Origin of the sequence: Hahnella aquatica (SeqCode) (genome assembly GCF_965194505.1) — a bacterium.
GTDB classification, from domain to species: Bacteria; Pseudomonadota; Gammaproteobacteria; order Burkholderiales; family Burkholderiaceae_A; genus Hahnella; species Hahnella aquatica.
On the sequence record NZ_OZ239144.1, the window covers coordinates 1,480,163 to 1,494,053 of the forward strand.

Below are 13,891 nucleotides of genomic sequence, written 5' to 3' on the forward strand. Positions count from 1 at the left end.
ATGGCCAAACGCGGCCCTCGCCAACACCCCATGGAAGTGGTCTTGGAGGATGCGGAGCGTCGCAGCGATGCCGTGCGCAGCCAGACCCAGCAGGCGGCAATCGACTTTGAGCGACTGATCTGCCTGGTGCTCGGCGCCGACGAAGTGCCTGCACAGTGGCGCCCCAAGCTCCTGGCCACAGCCGAGCCGATGCCAACGCTGCCAGCCAAACAGCCCGACCCCATTGCGCCCGACCCCATTGCGCCCGACCCCATTGCGCTCGATCCCATGGATCAACCCCATCGCGAACTCAACTCCGCCCCCAAGCCGGTCTCCAAGCCGGCTGCCTCAGCCCATCGGGAAGAAATCGCACCGCCCAGCCCAGCAGCTCGCCTCGATCTGGAGCCTACCGGCACCCGGGTCTTCTCTGCAGGGTCCATCATCTTCAAGCAGGGGGACGCCGCCAATGAGTTCTACGTCATCTCCGAGGGCAGCGTCTGTCTCTTCGATCCCACGGCACCGCAGCCCGTGGCCGAGCTTGGCCCCGGCGAGACCTTCGGCGAGCAGTCCATTCTGATCGGCGGGGTGCGAAGCCTCTCGGCCCGGGCCAACACCGAGGTTCGCGCGGTCTGCGTTCGGGCCGATGGCCTTCGGCTGGCCCTGGAACAAGAGCCTGGCCTCATCCGCCCCGTGTTCGAATCCGTGCTGCTGCAGTTGTATTTGCAGAACGATCTCACCAGCCGCGGCCACCCCGTTCTGCCCTGATCCATGGACGCCCTCTCGCCCATCCAGCTCACGCTGATCGGCCTGATCTTCGTGTGGAGTGGCTTCGTGCGCAGCGGCCTGGGCTTCGGGGGCTCCGTGCTGTCGCTGCCGTTCTTTTTATTGGTGGTCGATGACCCCCTGCTCTTTCTTCCTCCGATTGCCATTCACCTGCTGATCTTCTCGAGTTGGATCACGCTCAAGGGCTATCGACAGACCAAGGCTACCGGCGAGGGCAGCAGCAACATCGACTGGGTCTACCTCTGGAAGGCCCTCAAGGTCATGGCCATCCCAAAGCTCATTGGCGTCATCGGCCTGCTCACCATCTCCCCGCAGATCATCAGCTCGATCATCTTCGCCATCATCTCGGTCTATGCCGTGGGCTACATCCTCAATCGACGATTCGAGAGCAAGAACCCCTGGGTGGAGCGCGGCCTGCTGGCCCTGGGCGGTTATGTGAGCGGCACCTCGCTCACCGGCGCACCCCTGATCATCTCCGTGTTCGCAAACCATGTGGCCAAGCACCAATTGCGTGACACCCTCTTCGTGCTCTGGTTCATTCTGGTGGTCATCAAAATGGCCTCCTTCCTGGTTGTGGGCGTGGACCTGCAGCTCATCCATCAGCTTTGGATGTTTCCCTGCGGACTCGTGGGCCACCTGCTGGGGGAAAAACTGCATGCCCGGGTGGTGGCGGCCGAGACCCCCACCTTTTTCCGACTGCTGGGGGTGGCCCTGCTGATCACGGCCCTGGTTGGCCTGGGACGCGCTTTTTCAAACTAGCAAGTGGTAACATCTTAGGCAATTTATGAAGACTGCCTCGCGCATCATTCTTTTTACTGGGCTTTTTCTTGTTTTGGCTGGATCCATCGGGGTCCCGGCCTACGCCTCCAACCCCCCGCCGCCAGGCCTCATGGGCCTGATGCGGCAAGGCAAACTCGATGAAGCGCGGCTCGCCCTCGAGGCTCGGGTGAAGGCGTCTCCAGCAGACCTTGGCGCGGCCAACGACCTGGCCCTTTTCCTGGCCAATATGGGTGAATTCGAAGCCTCGCGCAGGGCGCTCGAGACCGCCCTGCTCTCCAACCCAGAATCTGCCACCGCCTTCCGCAACCTGCGTGAGCTCGCCAGCCAGCAGTTTGCAGAGAGTTATGCCAAGGCCATTGGCAAGACCCCCGCCAAGAAGGAGCTCAGCCTCGATTCAAACGGCTTGGATCCCATTGCCATGAGAAAGGCCATCGAGGAGGGGCGCACCGTACTGGCCGCTGCGGAGGCTGCTCGCAAGGCAGAGTTGGCACGGGTTGAACTTGCTCGGGCCGAGGCTGCCAAGGCGGATGCAGCCCGCCTGGCCGCCACCTCGCCCAAAGACGCCGATGTCGAGAAGCGCCTGATGGCCTGGGCACAGGCCTGGTCCAGAAAGGACTTCAATGCCTACTCGAGCTTCTACAGTGAAACGTTTAGCATCCCCGCCCACAAGACCCGGGCAGCCTGGTTGGCATTCAGAAAGCCCCGCATCCTTGGCAAGAAAGAAATCGTCGTGGAGGTCTCTGACATCAGCGTCACCCCCCGCTCTGCAAAAGAGTTGGAGGTGCGGTACAACCAGCGATACGAATCCGGTAGTCTCAAGGTACGCTCTCGCAAGACACAGACTTGGGTGATGGAGGACGGTGCATGGAAAATCAGAGCGGAGCAAAACTGATGACCCTGCGGCCCGCAAAGTGGCTGGTGGGACTGGTGGCCGCGAGCATGACGGTCATGCCCGGGCAGGCCACAAGGCATCCCTCGCCCGATGCACTCTTGGAAGAAGCCGCCCGCACGGCGGCCGAAGGCAACCCAGACCGGCTTGCCGAATTGGCCTCTCAGGCGGCAGCCATCGAGCCAAAGTCCCGTCTGGCCCATTGGCTGCAGGCCCAGGCCGTGTTGTCCCTGTCTGGCCAGGCCTCGGTCATTCGAAAACCAGACCAAGACCTGCTCTCCGAGGCCCGCGCCCGGGCCTATGTCCGGCCCAACGGCATGCTGCCCGACAACATCGTGTACCTGTCGCAGTCTGCCGCCATGGGCGGCTACTTGCTCTTGGCCGACCTGGCCGTCTCCCGCATTTACGTCTTCCGCTCCGAGCGCGGCGCGCCCAAGTTGGTCGACGAGTTCTACACCACGCTGGGCCAATCCGGTTCACCCAAGCTTGTTGAAGGCGACCGAAAGACACCCATCGGGGCCTACCGCCTGCTCAAAGAAATCAAGAACCCCAGGGCCGATGGTTTTCTGGGCCGGCTGGCCATGACCCTCGACTACCCCAACGCCGAGGACCGCCAGGCCAAGCGCACGGGCTATGGCATCTGGATCCATGGCGTGCCTGAGGACGTCCACGTGCGGCCTCCAAAGGCATCCGATGGCTGCCTGGCCGTGGCCAATGACGACATGGTTCGGCTCAAGAAGTACGTCGAGTACGGCAAGACCCACATTGTGATCACGCCTCAAGTGCGGTGGATCACCCCCACCGAATGGACATCCCGTGCCGTGAATGCCCGCGGCCGCATGGAGGCCAGCCTGCCTGGCACACTGGCGATCTTCGAGGTGGACGCCAGCCGGCCGGTGGTGAGCCTTCGCGAGCAGGCCGGCGAGGTGCAGCGGGTGCACTGGTCTCGCAAGCCCGACAAACTGCCCTTTGACAAAACGGGCGACCTGGCGCTCTCTCCGCTCATCAAAGAACGCCTATGACCGAGCCAACACCAGGCCCCTCCGTGTCGCGCCAAGGGGGCTGGTGGCTGGTCGGTGTCTCGGTGCTTGGCATCGGCGTGGGCTTGTATCGGGTGATGGAAGAGCCTGATGCCGCGCCCAACCTTCCCGTGGCCACTGCCGTGGCCCCAGAGCGGCCCAGCGTGGCTGTGCCACCGATTCCGGGAGGGCGCCTGGCCTCAACGCCTTCCCCTGCAACACCCCCGCCAGCACCTCCTCCAACAGCCGGTTCTCAGCGGGCCACGGGGGCCGCACCCCTCGCATCCCCAGCCGCGCCGAACCTGCTCACCGTGGGCCAGGTCGATGCCGCCGTTGAGCGTTGGCGAGCCGATTGGGCCTCCCGCGACCCGAATGCGTATCTGGCCCATTACGCATCGGGCTTCCCGGAGCGTGAGGCCTTCGCCCGCCGCAAGACGAGCCTGCTCAAGCGGGCCAGCATCATCGAGGTACAGCTGGAGGACGTTCGCACGCGCATTGAGGATGGTCGAGCCATCACCCGCTTCACCCAGTTCTATCGCTCCGACTCCTACCGCAGCAAGAACCTCAAGGAGTTGGTCTGGGTTCAGGAAGAGGGCCACCTGAGAATCCTTTCAGAGGCCTCCCTGCGTTAAGACTCCTAGGGAAAACGCCGAGGTGAATGGCGGTGACACCAAGCACTGAGACCCTAAACTGATGCGCTGTTACCCAAAGGAGCGCACACGCATGAACCGTCCCACTTCCATCAAACCATCACGTCGTCACCTCGTGCTCGGCCTGGGCCTGGCCGGCATGATCAGCCTGGCACCGGTTGCAGCCACGGCCTACCCCACCAAGCCTGTCACCATGGTGGTGCCCTTCTCCGCGGGCGGCCCCACCGACACCGTGGCCCGAACCCTGGCCCAGGCCATGGAGAAATCCCTCGGTCAGCCAGTGGTCGTCGAGAACAAGCCCAGCGCAGGCGGCATCGTGGCCCCGGCCGAGATCGCCCGCGCCACCCCCGATGGTTATCGAATCCTGATCCACCACATTGGCATGTCCACTGCACCGGCCCTCTATCGAAAGCTCTCCTACAAACCCCTGGAGGACTTTGAGCACCTTGGCCTGATCAATGCCGTGCCCATGACCCTCGTCGCCCGGCCAGACTTCCCGGCGAGCAACCTGAAGGATGCAGTCACGTATGTGAAGGCCAACGCCCAGAAGATCAATCTCGCCAACGCGGGCCTCGGTGCTGCCTCGCACCTCTGCGGTCTGATGTTCCAGTCGGCCATCAATCAGGTCCTCACCACGGTTCAATACAAGGGCACGGGCCCGGCCATGACAGACCTCATCGGCGGCCAGACCGACCTCATGTGTGACCAGACCACCAGCACCACGCCCCAGATCACCGGCGGCCGCGTGAAGGCCTTGGCCATCACCACGCCCAAGCGACTGGATGCCCTGAAGGATGTGCCCACCGCAGCCGAAGGCGGCTTCAAAGACTTTGAGCTGAGCGTTTGGCACGGCCTGTATGCCCCCAAAGGAACGCCTGCGGCCGTCACGGCCAAGCTCAACAGCTCGCTTCGTGCAGCCCTGAAGGACCCAGCCTTTGCCAAGCGCATGGCCGACCTCGGCTCCGAAGTCTTCCCCGACAACATGGCCACGCCCGCCGAGCACAAGAAGTTGCTCGCGTCCGAGACCGAGCGCTGGGGCAAGCTGATTCGCGCAGCCGGGCAGTTCGCCGACTAATTCAGCGGATCGTTTGGAATGGAAGAGGCCCGCCAAGCGCGGGCCTTTTTCATGGCCAGCACCGCCGCACGAAGCAGCAAAAAGCCGACGGCCACACCGGTGAGGTCGCCAAAAATCATGAGGGCAATCTCGTCGATGTCTCGAACATGCTCATCCCAATGCGACCAGAACAAGCCATGCAAGACAGCATTGGTCACGCTGGCCAGAACGGCCACGGCCAGGAGCATGGGAAGGGTCATGGGCAGGACATCCAGCCGAAGGCCCCAGCGCATGAGATGAACCGCCACGAGCACACCTGTGGTGGAGAGCCCCGCATGCCAAAGCGCCAGGCTGACGGGATCGTGGGTGATGAAAAGCCCACTGGCCAGAGAACCAATGAAAATGCCCAGTGCACCGGCACCACCAGCCACCATGACCGCCAACACCTTCACGAAAGCCGGCAAAAAGACGGCAGAAATTCGGTTGTGCACCACACTGAACCAGTCTGCGAACTGATCATTGAGCCAGAAGGCGGCAAAAAACAACAGGCCAAAACCCAGACCCCAGGCCCAGGCCCGGGGAGGAGACGGCAGGCCAAAGAGGCGCAGACTCAGCGCTTGAGAGTGGTCGCCCATTCCGACACGCAGCGATCAAGCTTGGCCAGAAGCCTGCGGGCCTTGGGGGTGGGGGTCACGATGCGACGGCGCGAGTCGATGACATCGACCTCCATCTCAAGATGACCCGAGCGCTCCAACAGCCCAAGCGCCTTGTGAACGGTGGCCGGAGAGGCCACGCCACATTCCGAGACGATCGTTTGAACATAAATGGGATGCCGATCGGGGTGATTGGTCGCCACCCACTCGAGCACCCTTTGGGTGCGATCATCCAGAGAGGCCAGGTCAGGGTCTGTAGAGACCATGGCCAACAACTCACGAAGGTGGAGCCATGCATTCATAAGCCAAATGATAGCAACGTTAAAGAAAAAAGCCCGGGGGTCTCCCGGGCTTTTTTGTTTAAAACGCAGGCATTACTTGCGCTTGTTGACCGCATCCTTGAACGCCTTGCCAGCCGTGAACTTCACGGTCTTGGCAGCGGCAATCTTGATGGCTTCGCCAGTGCGGGGGTTGCGGCCGGTACGAGCGGCACGCTTGCCGGAACCGAAGGTTCCGAAGCCCACGAGCTGAACGGAGTCGCCCTTGGAAACCGCCTTCACGATGGTCGCGATCAGCGCACCCACCACGTCATCGGCCTTGGATTTGGAGAGGTCTGTGGCGTTGGCCACTGCTTCAACGAGATCAGCTTTGTTCATGTTCCCTCTTTGAGTGAGAAGAGTTGTAGTTGGAACGTGGAGTGTAACAACGCTTTGGGTGATTTGTGCAAGCCCTCGGGCATTCCCTAGCGACTCTGGCAAACTCGCAGCAATGCAAGTGGAACACGAAACGTGCACCAAACCAGGGCCAGACCAGGCCTCACTGCACCCGCACATTCGCAGCTTTGTGCGGCGCCAAGGCAAGATCACATCCTCTCAACGCCAAGCCAGATCAGACTTCGCAGCGAAGTGGTCACTGTCTTTTACGGGTGAAGCCCTCTGTCTCCCCGGTATTTTCGGCAACACGAATCCCGTGGTTTTGGAGATTGGCTTTGGCATGGGAGAGACCACGGCCATCATCGCCGCACGCAATCCATCATGGAATTTCCTAGGTCTGGAGGTGTATCCCGCGGGGGTTGGCGCACTGCTTCATCGCATTGAGAAGCAGGCCATTCAGAACATTCGCATCATCGAACACGATGCGGTGGAGGTCTTGAGAGACGGCCTGGGCCCGCAGAGCCTGCATGGCATCCATCTCTTCTTCCCAGACCCCTGGCCCAAGAAGCGGCATCACAAGCGCCGGCTCATCCAGCCCAGGGTGGCGCAGTTGCTGGCCAGTCGCATTCAGGTTGGTGGCTACCTGCACTGCGCAACCGACTGGCGGCCCTACGCAGACCAGATGCTCGCTGTGCTGGGTGCCGAGCCCATGCTCGAGAACCGGTTTCCTGGCTTTGCACCGCGGCCAGACTGGCGGCCACAGACCAAGTTCGAGGCCCGTGGCCTGCGGCTGGGTCAGCCTGCGGCCGACCTGGTCTTTATGCGACGCCCCAGTCGAGCCAGCCCATCTGCCACATCAGAATGACCATGCCGCCAAACACAATGCGGTAGTAGGCAAAGCCCCGAAACGAATGCCGGCTCACAAACTGGATGAGCCAGCGCACCACCAACATCGCACTCACGAAGGCTGCCGCCGTTCCAATCAGAAAGATGGGGAGTTGATCCCAGGCCAGGATGTCGCGCTGCTTAAACAGGCTGTAGCCCGCGGCTGCAAAGATGGTGGGCACGGCCAAAAAGAATGAAAACTCGGTGGCGGCCTTTCGCGAAAAGCCAAACAACATGCCGCCGATGATGGTCGCCCCCGAGCGGCTTGTGCCGGGAATGAGTGCGAAGGCCTGGGCCAGGCCGATCTTGAAGGCGTCCATCACCTGAACGTCATCCACGGTCTGAAGTCGCACCTGCTCTGGGTGCAACGAATGTCGCCGCTCGGCCCAGAGAATCACAAAGCCACCCACCACCAGGGCGATGGCCACCGGCACCGGGCTAAAGAGGTGGGCCTTGACCAGGCCTCCAATGAGCAGACCCAGCACGGCCGAGGGCATGAAGGCCACGGCCAAATGCAGCAAGAGCCGACTCTGGCGGCCCTCGCGCAAGGCCTGAAGGAATCGCGCCCGATAGAGCCAGACAATGGCCAGCACCGCACCCGTCTGAATCGCGATGTCAAAGACTTTTGCACGTTCGTCATCAAAACCCAGCAGCGCACCAAAAAGAATCAGGTGGCCCGTGGAGGAGATCGGCAGGAACTCGGTGAGGCCCTCGACCACGCCCATGAGCAGCGCCTTGACCTCATCGGGAAGCGCGCGCAACAACGTGAGCATGTCATCCATAACTGCGCATAATAAGGGGTTCACCCAGAGGAGACCGACGCATGTCCGCCGAACTTCGCCAAGACGCCACCGAACAAGCGCGATTCAACATGATTGCCCAGCAGATCCGGCCGTGGGATGTCATGGAGCCTCGGGTGCTGGCTGCGCTCGAGGCCGTTGCACGCGAGCGCTTCGTGCCTCCGGGCCTGCGCAGCCTCGCCTTCGTGGACACCGAGATTCCGTTGCCGGAGGGTCAGTGCATGTTTGCCCCCAAGCTCGAAGCACGCCTGGCGCAAGAACTCGACCTGCTTCCCACCGACCATGTCCTGGAGATCGGTGCGGGCTCCGGGCACATGGCCGCCCTGCTCTCCATGCTCTGCGACAGCGTGATCAGTGTGGAGAGTCGGCCTCGCCTGGTGCAGATGGCCAAGGGCAATCTGGAACAGGCGGGCATTCAGAATGTCACGGTCGCGCTGGGCAATGGCCTGGCCTCGAAGGATGGCTGGTCAAGCAGCCAGTTCGATGCCGTGCTGGTCTCCGGCGGGCTGCCCATGGTGCCCGAGAGCCTCTTGGCCCTGCTCAAGCCCGAGGGCCGGCTCGTGGCCATCGTCGGAGAAGCCCCCATCATGCGGGCCGTTCGCATCCAGCGCCGTGCCAATGGTTTTGTCGAGGAAGGTCTCTTCGAGACCCTGGTGCCCATGCTCGATGGCGCACCACGGGTGGCCTCGTTTCAGTTCTAAAAGGAAAAAACACCGTGCACGCACCCGCTCGACCCTCCCGTCGCCCCCTGAGCCTTTGCCTCAGCCTGTGTTTCGTTGGCGGCCTGATGAGCCACCCCATGGGCCAGGCCCAGGCGCTCACCCTGGCCGAGGCCATGGGCCATGCCCTTGCACACGATCCCACCTACCTTGCGGCCACACAGGCCCGAGAGGCCGGGCTCGAGAAGCGGGCACAGGGTCGCGCGAATCTGCTGCCCACCATCTCTGCCACGGCCGATGCCCGCAAGTTGGACGTGGATGGTGTCGCGCGCGAACTCGACTACCGCAGTTATGTGGTGAGCCTGAACCAGCCCCTGCTCGACCTCGCGGCCATTCGAGCGGCCCAACAGGGCAGTCAGTCGGCCATTGCCGCCGAGGCGGGCTTTGGCACGGCCCGACAAGACGCCCTGCTTCGGGTGGCCGCGGCCTACTTCGATGTTCTGAATGCCCAGGAGGCCTTGAGCGTGACCCAGGCCGAGAAGAAGGCCATTGGTGAGCAACTCGAATCGGCCAAGCGGAGCTTTGAAGTGGGCACGGCCACCGTGACCGACCAGCAAGAGGCCCAGGCCCGGTTCGATCTCATCCTGGCCTCGGAGATTCGAGCCCAGAACAGCCTCAATGTGAAGCGGCAGGCCCTCAGCCTCATCATGGGCCAGAGCCTGCCCGCGAAGTTGCCCGACCTGCGGGCCAATCTTCAGATTCCCTCGCCAACGCCCATGAATGCCGAGGACTGGGTGGCCCAGGCCCGTGCTGGAAACTTCGGGGTGCTCAAGGCCCAGGCGGATCAAGAACGGGCCCGGCTCGATGTGAGTCGACAGGTGGCCGGCCACCTGCCCAGCCTCGATATCGTGGCCGCCCGGCTGCGCGGACGCGAAACCACCGCGATCGACAGCCGCTCAGACTCCAACTACGTGGGCCTGAGCCTCACCGTGCCCATCATCGCCGGTGGTGCCACCACCTCATTGGTGCGAGAGGCCTCAGCCCTGCACAACGAGGCCCGCCACAAGCTCGATGCGGCCCGCCTGGCGGCCGAGCAGACGGCCCGCGAGGCCTATCTCAATGTGGTGGCTGGCCTGGCCCAGATCAGCGCCCTGCAGGCCGCCGAGCGGTCCAGCCAGTTGGCGCTGGAGTCGAATCGTCTGGGCTATGAGGTGGGCGTGCGCATCAACATCGATGTGCTCAATGCGCAGCAGCAGCTCTTTGCAGCCCAGCGTGATCTCGCCAAATCCCGCAACGACACCCTGCTCGCAAGCCTTCAGCTGCGTGCTGCCGTGGGTGGCCTTCAGCCCGCCGATGTCGAGGCCGTGAGCCAGGTCATCAGCGCCCGATAGGTTCGGTCCACAGCACCGCGGTGCGCCTGTGCGAAGGCTGCGGCGGCCGCGGCCGATGCCGCATAGGCTTCGGGCTGCGCCACCAATTGCTCGGCTGCAGACACCCATCCTGCCGCGTCGCTCACCTCTCGGCCTGCACCGCTGCTGCGCAGTTCCCGCGCAATCGCGTGGAAATTAAACATGTGCGGCCCGAAGAACACGGGCTTGCCCTGCGCGCAGACCTCGATGGGGTTTTGACCGCCCAGGGGCAGCAGGCTGCCACCCACCAGGGCCAAGTCGGCGGCGGCCACATAGGCCGCCACCTCGCCGAGCGAATCCCCCAGCCAGCAGTCCACCGAGGCATCCAAGGCCACGGCCTCTGACCGCCGCACCACGCGCAGGCCCTCTCGAGCCAAGAGTTGAGCCACCCGATCAAAACGCTGCGGATGCCGCGGCACGACCACCAAGAGGGTGTCTGCAGGCGGCGCAGCCAGCCAAGCGCGAGCAATTTGAATCTCTTCATCGTCACGGCTGCTCACCACCAGCCAGGCCCGAGCCCTTGGCCATTGCGCGCGCCAGCCCTGGCCCATGGCGACCTGTTGGGCATCGAGCGCCACATCGAACTTGAGGCTGCCCGTGACCTGCAGTTCCCCCGCATAGCCGGCTGCGCGGAAGCGGTCGGCGTCAGACTGGCCCTGGGCGAGGATGAGGCCAAGGTGGCCCAGCGTTGGCCTGGCCAGGGCTCGAAACTGCTGCAGTTTGGTGGCCGAGCGGGCCGACAGGCGCGCATTGATGAGGGCCATGGGCACCTGGCGCGAGTGCGCCTGGGCCAGCAAATTCGGCCAGAGCTCCGTCTCCATGAGCAGGCCCACCGAGGGCCGGGCCCAATTGAGAAAACGGGTGTTGGCCCAGGGCAGGTCATAGGGCAAATAGGCCTGCACGAGTCGGCCATCGCGCAGCAGGTCCTCGAAGCACTGGGCACCCGTCTCACGGCCCGTGGGCGTGGTGTGGGTGAGCACCACCCGTGCACCGGTGCCGGCCGCCTCGAGCCAGCCTCGAATGAGCGGCTCGGCCGCCCGTGTCTCACCCACCGACACCGCATGCAGCCAGAGGGTGGTCCCGTTCTCGTCATCGAATGCCCGGCAGCCCGCCCCGCCGCCCCAGAAGCGCTCGGACCAATGCGCTCGATAGGCCGGCTGGCGTCGACCCCGCCAGAGCAAATAGCCCGCCAGCAGCGGCATCAGCAGCACACCCACCAGGGTGTAGAGGCTGCGCATCACATGAGTTCCCATCCACGCAGCACCGCCGTGACGCGGTCGACCGCCATGGCCGGTCCTTCCAAGGAGGCACCCTGCGGTGCCCAGTCGAGCCCGTATCGCCGGGCGGGCGTGGCCGTGAAGAGTCCCACCGTGGGCCGGCCCAGGGCAGCGGCCCAGTGTGTGATGCCCGAGTCCACCCCCACCACCAGCGTGGCCAGGCGCAGCACCGGCCGCAGGTCCGCCAAGGCCAGTCGGGGCAGACAGCGGCCCTGGGTCGCCTTCGAGAGCCGCATGGCGCGCTCGTACTCGGCTGGCGATCCCCAGGGGTAGACGGGCAAGAGGCCTGCCCGATAACACTGTTTTCCCAAGGCCACCCAATGGGCTTCGGGCCATTCCTTGTCGGGCCGGGAACTTCCGTGTGCGAGCACAGCCCAGCCTCGCAGGCCCAGGGCATCGTCCCGGTCGGTGAGGCCCACGGCCCGCATGGCGGCCTGCGCCTCCTCGGGCGAATGCTCATTTCCCCAGCCATGGTGAAAATGCAGGGGGCCATCGATGCGATAGCCCAGGGCCTGCGAGAAGAGCGTTCGCAGTCGGGCCACGGCATGGTCTTGCGCAGGGCTTTGCACCTTGTGATCGAGCAGCAGACTCGCCAAGGGCTCTCGAGCAGACGACCAGTCGAATCCCCAGCGGCCACCAGGCGCAACCCGGGCCCTGCTCACAAGCCAGGCGCTCTTTAGAAGGCCTTGGGCATCGATGACCATGTCGTAGGTCTGGGTCTGAATTGCATCCAAGGCTGTTCGGATCTCTGCATGCGTATCACGGGAGAACAGGGCCCGTCGCCAGCGGCGAAGGGCCACCGTGTGCACCTGGTCGACCCAGTCGCAGCTCTTCGGAATGGCGGCAAAGCCCTCCTCACTCACCCAGTCAACCACCATGTCGGGCTCATGCCAATGGGCCTCCTGAAGCGCGCACAGGCAGTGCACCAGGTCGCCAAGCGAACTGGTTTTGATCACGAGCAGGCGCCGCATTAGAAGGGCAGGGTCGCGCCGGGCATAGCCTTGAGCAGGCCCACCCGAAACTCCGACTGAATGCGCTCCAGACCCGCCTGGGTGTCGGCCTCGAATCGCAGCACCACCACCGGCGTGGTGTTCGACGGCCGTGCCAGGCCAAAGCCATCGGCGTACTCGACCCGAATGCCATCGAGGGTGAATCGCGAGACGGCCGTGGGGAAGCTCGCGGACTCGATGAGGCGGGCCACCACCGCATGGTGCTCCCCCTCGGCCGTTCTCAGCTGCAGCTCTGGCGTGGAGACCGCATCGGGCAGGGCTTCCAGCACCGCGCTGGGATCGTCAAAGCGCGAGAGAATTTCCAAGAGGCGTGCGGCCGTGTAGAGGCCATCATCAAAGCCGTACCAACGGTCGTTGAAGAAGATATGGCCGCTCATCTCACCGGCCAATGGGGCCTGGGTCTCTTTGAGCTTGGCCTTGATCAGGGAATGTCCCGTGCGCCACATGAGCGGCCGGCCACCATGGTCTCCAATCCAGCGCGACAACAAGCGGCTGCACTTCACATCAAAGACAATCTCCGAGCCCGGCCGGGCCGCGAGCACGTCGGCCGCATAGAGCATGAGCTGACGGTCAGGCCAGATCACGCGGCCTGAGCGCGTGACCACCCCCAGGCGGTCGCCATCGCCGTCGAAGGCCAAGCCCAGTTCAAGGCCTTGAGACTGCACCGTGCGAATCAGGTCTTCCAGGTTGTGAGGGTCGGCCGGGTCCGGATGGTGGTTTGGGAAGCGGCCATCGATCTCGCAAAAGAGCGGGGTCACCTCACAGCCCAGTCGGGCCAAGACCGCAGGGCCAAGTTCGCCGGCCACCCCATTGCCCGCATCCACCGCCACCCGCATCGGCCTGCTCAAGGAGACATCGCTGGCAATGCGGCCCTCATACTCGGGGCGAACATCACGGCAAGACCAAGTCCCTTGGCGCGAGACCGTGGCCACATGGTGGGCCACCAGGCCCTCATCGATGCTTGTGCGAAGCGACTGAATCGCCTCTCCGGAGAGCGTGACGCCGGCGACCATCATCTTCAGGCCGTTGTAATTGGGTGGGTTGTGGCTGCCCGTGATGGCCACGCCGGTGCCGGTGCCGAGCAGGTGGGTGGCGAAGTACACCACGGGCGTGGGCACCATGCCAATGTCGATCACATCGACCCCGGCCGATTGAAGGCCCGCCGTGAGGGCCTGGGCCAGACGCTCCCCCGAGAGCCGGCCATCGCGGCCCACCACACAGCGGGCCTGGCCCTGCATGAACATCATGCGGCCCAGCGACTGCCCAATTTGTTCCACGGCTGCATCGGTCAGCGTCTCATCGACCACACCACGGATGTCGTAGGCCTTAAAAATGGCGGGATGCAGGGCGGGTGATGCAGTCATGGCGGGAATGGTGAATGGGAATGTTGG

16 protein-coding genes are annotated in these 13,891 nt (G+C 63.8%); 9 read left to right on the forward strand and 7 right to left on the reverse strand.

The window, feature by feature from the left end; all coding sequences use genetic code 11:
* From AC8GDA_RS07640 to AC8GDA_RS07665, 6 genes are all read left to right on the forward strand, one after another.
* Positions 1 to 744: a cyclic nucleotide-binding domain-containing protein gene (locus tag AC8GDA_RS07640; protein WP_506555937.1), complete on the forward strand. Its 744-nt coding sequence runs from the start codon at positions 1 to 3 to the stop codon at positions 742 to 744.
* A gap of 3 nt (positions 745 to 747) precedes the next feature.
* Complete coding sequence (locus tag AC8GDA_RS07645; protein ID WP_506555938.1) at positions 748 to 1,521, forward strand: TSUP family transporter; 774 nt, start codon at positions 748 to 750, stop codon at positions 1,519 to 1,521.
* Positions 1,522 to 1,546: 25 nt separating this feature from the next.
* Entirely contained in the window at positions 1,547 to 2,434 is an 888-nt protein-coding gene (locus AC8GDA_RS07650; RefSeq protein WP_506555939.1) for a L,D-transpeptidase Cds6 family protein, read from the forward strand.
* Complete coding sequence (locus AC8GDA_RS07655) at positions 2,407 to 3,453, forward strand: L,D-transpeptidase family protein (protein ID WP_506555940.1); 1,047 nt, start codon at positions 2,407 to 2,409, stop codon at positions 3,451 to 3,453. Before AC8GDA_RS07650 ends, AC8GDA_RS07655 begins: the two co-directional genes overlap by 28 nt.
* Positions 3,450 to 4,082: a L,D-transpeptidase Cds6 family protein gene (locus tag AC8GDA_RS07660; RefSeq protein WP_506555941.1), complete on the forward strand. Its 633-nt coding sequence runs from the start codon at positions 3,450 to 3,452 to the stop codon at positions 4,080 to 4,082. Before AC8GDA_RS07655 ends, AC8GDA_RS07660 begins: the two co-directional genes overlap by 4 nt.
* Before the next feature lie 91 nt (positions 4,083 to 4,173).
* The gene (locus tag AC8GDA_RS07665; protein ID WP_506555942.1) at positions 4,174 to 5,175 is read left to right on the forward strand and encodes a tripartite tricarboxylate transporter substrate binding protein BugD; all 1,002 of its coding nucleotides are present in this window, start codon (positions 4,174 to 4,176) and stop codon (positions 5,173 to 5,175) included.
* Here AC8GDA_RS07665 and AC8GDA_RS07670 read toward each other — a convergent pair.
* The 3 genes from AC8GDA_RS07670 to AC8GDA_RS07680 all read right to left on the reverse strand — a co-directional run bounded on the left by AC8GDA_RS07670 (position 5,172) and on the right by AC8GDA_RS07680 (position 6,463).
* Entirely contained in the window at positions 5,172 to 5,789 is a 618-nt protein-coding gene (locus AC8GDA_RS07670; protein WP_506555943.1) for a hypothetical protein, read from the reverse strand. The two genes, AC8GDA_RS07665 and AC8GDA_RS07670, sit on opposite strands and share 4 nt — an antisense overlap.
* The gene (locus AC8GDA_RS07675; RefSeq protein ID WP_506555944.1) at positions 5,765 to 6,109 is read right to left on the reverse strand and encodes a winged helix DNA-binding protein; all 345 of its coding nucleotides are present in this window, start codon (positions 6,107 to 6,109) and stop codon (positions 5,765 to 5,767) included. The genes AC8GDA_RS07670 and AC8GDA_RS07675 overlap by 25 nt, the downstream gene beginning before the upstream one ends.
* A gap of 72 nt (positions 6,110 to 6,181) precedes the next feature.
* Positions 6,182 to 6,463, reverse strand: coding sequence for an HU family DNA-binding protein (locus AC8GDA_RS07680; RefSeq protein WP_506555945.1), 282 nt, complete (start codon positions 6,461 to 6,463; stop codon positions 6,182 to 6,184).
* A gap of 112 nt (positions 6,464 to 6,575) precedes the next feature.
* On the opposite strand from AC8GDA_RS07680, the gene trmB reads away from it, so the two are divergent.
* The gene (trmB, locus tag AC8GDA_RS07685; protein ID WP_506555946.1) at positions 6,576 to 7,325 is read left to right on the forward strand and encodes a tRNA (guanosine(46)-N7)-methyltransferase TrmB; all 750 of its coding nucleotides are present in this window, start codon (positions 6,576 to 6,578) and stop codon (positions 7,323 to 7,325) included.
* Here trmB and AC8GDA_RS07690 read toward each other — a convergent pair.
* Complete coding sequence (locus tag AC8GDA_RS07690; RefSeq protein ID WP_506555947.1) at positions 7,279 to 8,127, reverse strand: undecaprenyl-diphosphate phosphatase; 849 nt, start codon at positions 8,125 to 8,127, stop codon at positions 7,279 to 7,281. The two genes, trmB and AC8GDA_RS07690, sit on opposite strands and share 47 nt — an antisense overlap.
* 41 nt (positions 8,128 to 8,168) lie before the next feature.
* On the opposite strand from AC8GDA_RS07690, the gene AC8GDA_RS07695 reads away from it, so the two are divergent.
* A complete protein-coding gene (locus AC8GDA_RS07695; RefSeq protein ID WP_506555948.1) occupies positions 8,169 to 8,846 on the forward strand; it encodes a protein-L-isoaspartate O-methyltransferase family protein in 678 nt (225 codons plus the stop codon).
* Positions 8,847 to 8,932: 86 nt separating this feature from the next.
* A complete protein-coding gene (locus AC8GDA_RS07700; RefSeq protein WP_506555949.1) occupies positions 8,933 to 10,195 on the forward strand; it encodes a TolC family outer membrane protein in 1,263 nt (420 codons plus the stop codon).
* On the opposite strand, the gene AC8GDA_RS07705 is transcribed toward AC8GDA_RS07700, so the two are convergent.
* From AC8GDA_RS07705 to AC8GDA_RS07715, 3 genes are read right to left on the reverse strand one after another with little or no spacing between them, the layout of a single operon-like run.
* The gene (locus tag AC8GDA_RS07705; protein WP_506555950.1) at positions 10,147 to 11,466 is read right to left on the reverse strand and encodes a 3-deoxy-D-manno-octulosonic acid transferase; all 1,320 of its coding nucleotides are present in this window, start codon (positions 11,464 to 11,466) and stop codon (positions 10,147 to 10,149) included. The two genes, AC8GDA_RS07700 and AC8GDA_RS07705, sit on opposite strands and share 49 nt — an antisense overlap.
* Positions 11,451 to 12,461, reverse strand: a complete 1,011-nt coding sequence (gene waaC, locus AC8GDA_RS07710) for a lipopolysaccharide heptosyltransferase I (RefSeq protein WP_506555951.1) — start codon at positions 12,459 to 12,461, stop codon at positions 11,451 to 11,453. Before waaC ends, AC8GDA_RS07705 begins: the two co-directional genes overlap by 16 nt.
* A complete protein-coding gene (locus AC8GDA_RS07715; protein ID WP_506555952.1) occupies positions 12,461 to 13,864 on the reverse strand; it encodes a phosphomannomutase/phosphoglucomutase in 1,404 nt (467 codons plus the stop codon). Before AC8GDA_RS07715 ends, waaC begins: the two co-directional genes overlap by 1 nt.
* Positions 13,865 to 13,891: the final 27 nt, after the last annotated feature.

Coding starts and splice junctions, on each gene's coding strand:
- AC8GDA_RS07640 (WP_506555937.1), top strand. CDS start 1: ATGGCCAAACGCGGCCCTCGCCAACACCCCATGGAAGTGGTCTTGGAG.
- AC8GDA_RS07645 (WP_506555938.1), top strand. CDS start 748: ATGGACGCCCTCTCGCCCATCCAGCTCACGCTGATCGGCCTGATCTTC.
- AC8GDA_RS07650 (WP_506555939.1), top strand. CDS start 1,547: ATGAAGACTGCCTCGCGCATCATTCTTTTTACTGGGCTTTTTCTTGTT.
- AC8GDA_RS07655 (WP_506555940.1), top strand. CDS start 2,407: ATGGAAAATCAGAGCGGAGCAAAACTGATGACCCTGCGGCCCGCAAAG.
- AC8GDA_RS07660 (WP_506555941.1), top strand. CDS start 3,450: ATGACCGAGCCAACACCAGGCCCCTCCGTGTCGCGCCAAGGGGGCTGG.
- AC8GDA_RS07665 (WP_506555942.1), top strand. CDS start 4,174: ATGAACCGTCCCACTTCCATCAAACCATCACGTCGTCACCTCGTGCTC.
- AC8GDA_RS07670 (WP_506555943.1), bottom strand. CDS start 5,789: ATGGGCGACCACTCTCAAGCGCTGAGTCTGCGCCTCTTTGGCCTGCCG.
- AC8GDA_RS07675 (WP_506555944.1), bottom strand. CDS start 6,109: ATGAATGCATGGCTCCACCTTCGTGAGTTGTTGGCCATGGTCTCTACA.
- AC8GDA_RS07680 (WP_506555945.1), bottom strand. CDS start 6,463: ATGAACAAAGCTGATCTCGTTGAAGCAGTGGCCAACGCCACAGACCTC.
- trmB (WP_506555946.1), top strand. CDS start 6,576: ATGCAAGTGGAACACGAAACGTGCACCAAACCAGGGCCAGACCAGGCC.
- AC8GDA_RS07690 (WP_506555947.1), bottom strand. CDS start 8,127: ATGGATGACATGCTCACGTTGTTGCGCGCGCTTCCCGATGAGGTCAAG.
- AC8GDA_RS07695 (WP_506555948.1), top strand. CDS start 8,169: ATGTCCGCCGAACTTCGCCAAGACGCCACCGAACAAGCGCGATTCAAC.
- AC8GDA_RS07700 (WP_506555949.1), top strand. CDS start 8,933: ATGAGCCACCCCATGGGCCAGGCCCAGGCGCTCACCCTGGCCGAGGCC.
- AC8GDA_RS07705 (WP_506555950.1), bottom strand. CDS start 11,466: ATGGGAACTCATGTGATGCGCAGCCTCTACACCCTGGTGGGTGTGCTG.
- waaC (WP_506555951.1), bottom strand. CDS start 12,461: ATGCGGCGCCTGCTCGTGATCAAAACCAGTTCGCTTGGCGACCTGGTG.
- AC8GDA_RS07715 (WP_506555952.1), bottom strand. CDS start 13,864: ATGACTGCATCACCCGCCCTGCATCCCGCCATTTTTAAGGCCTACGAC.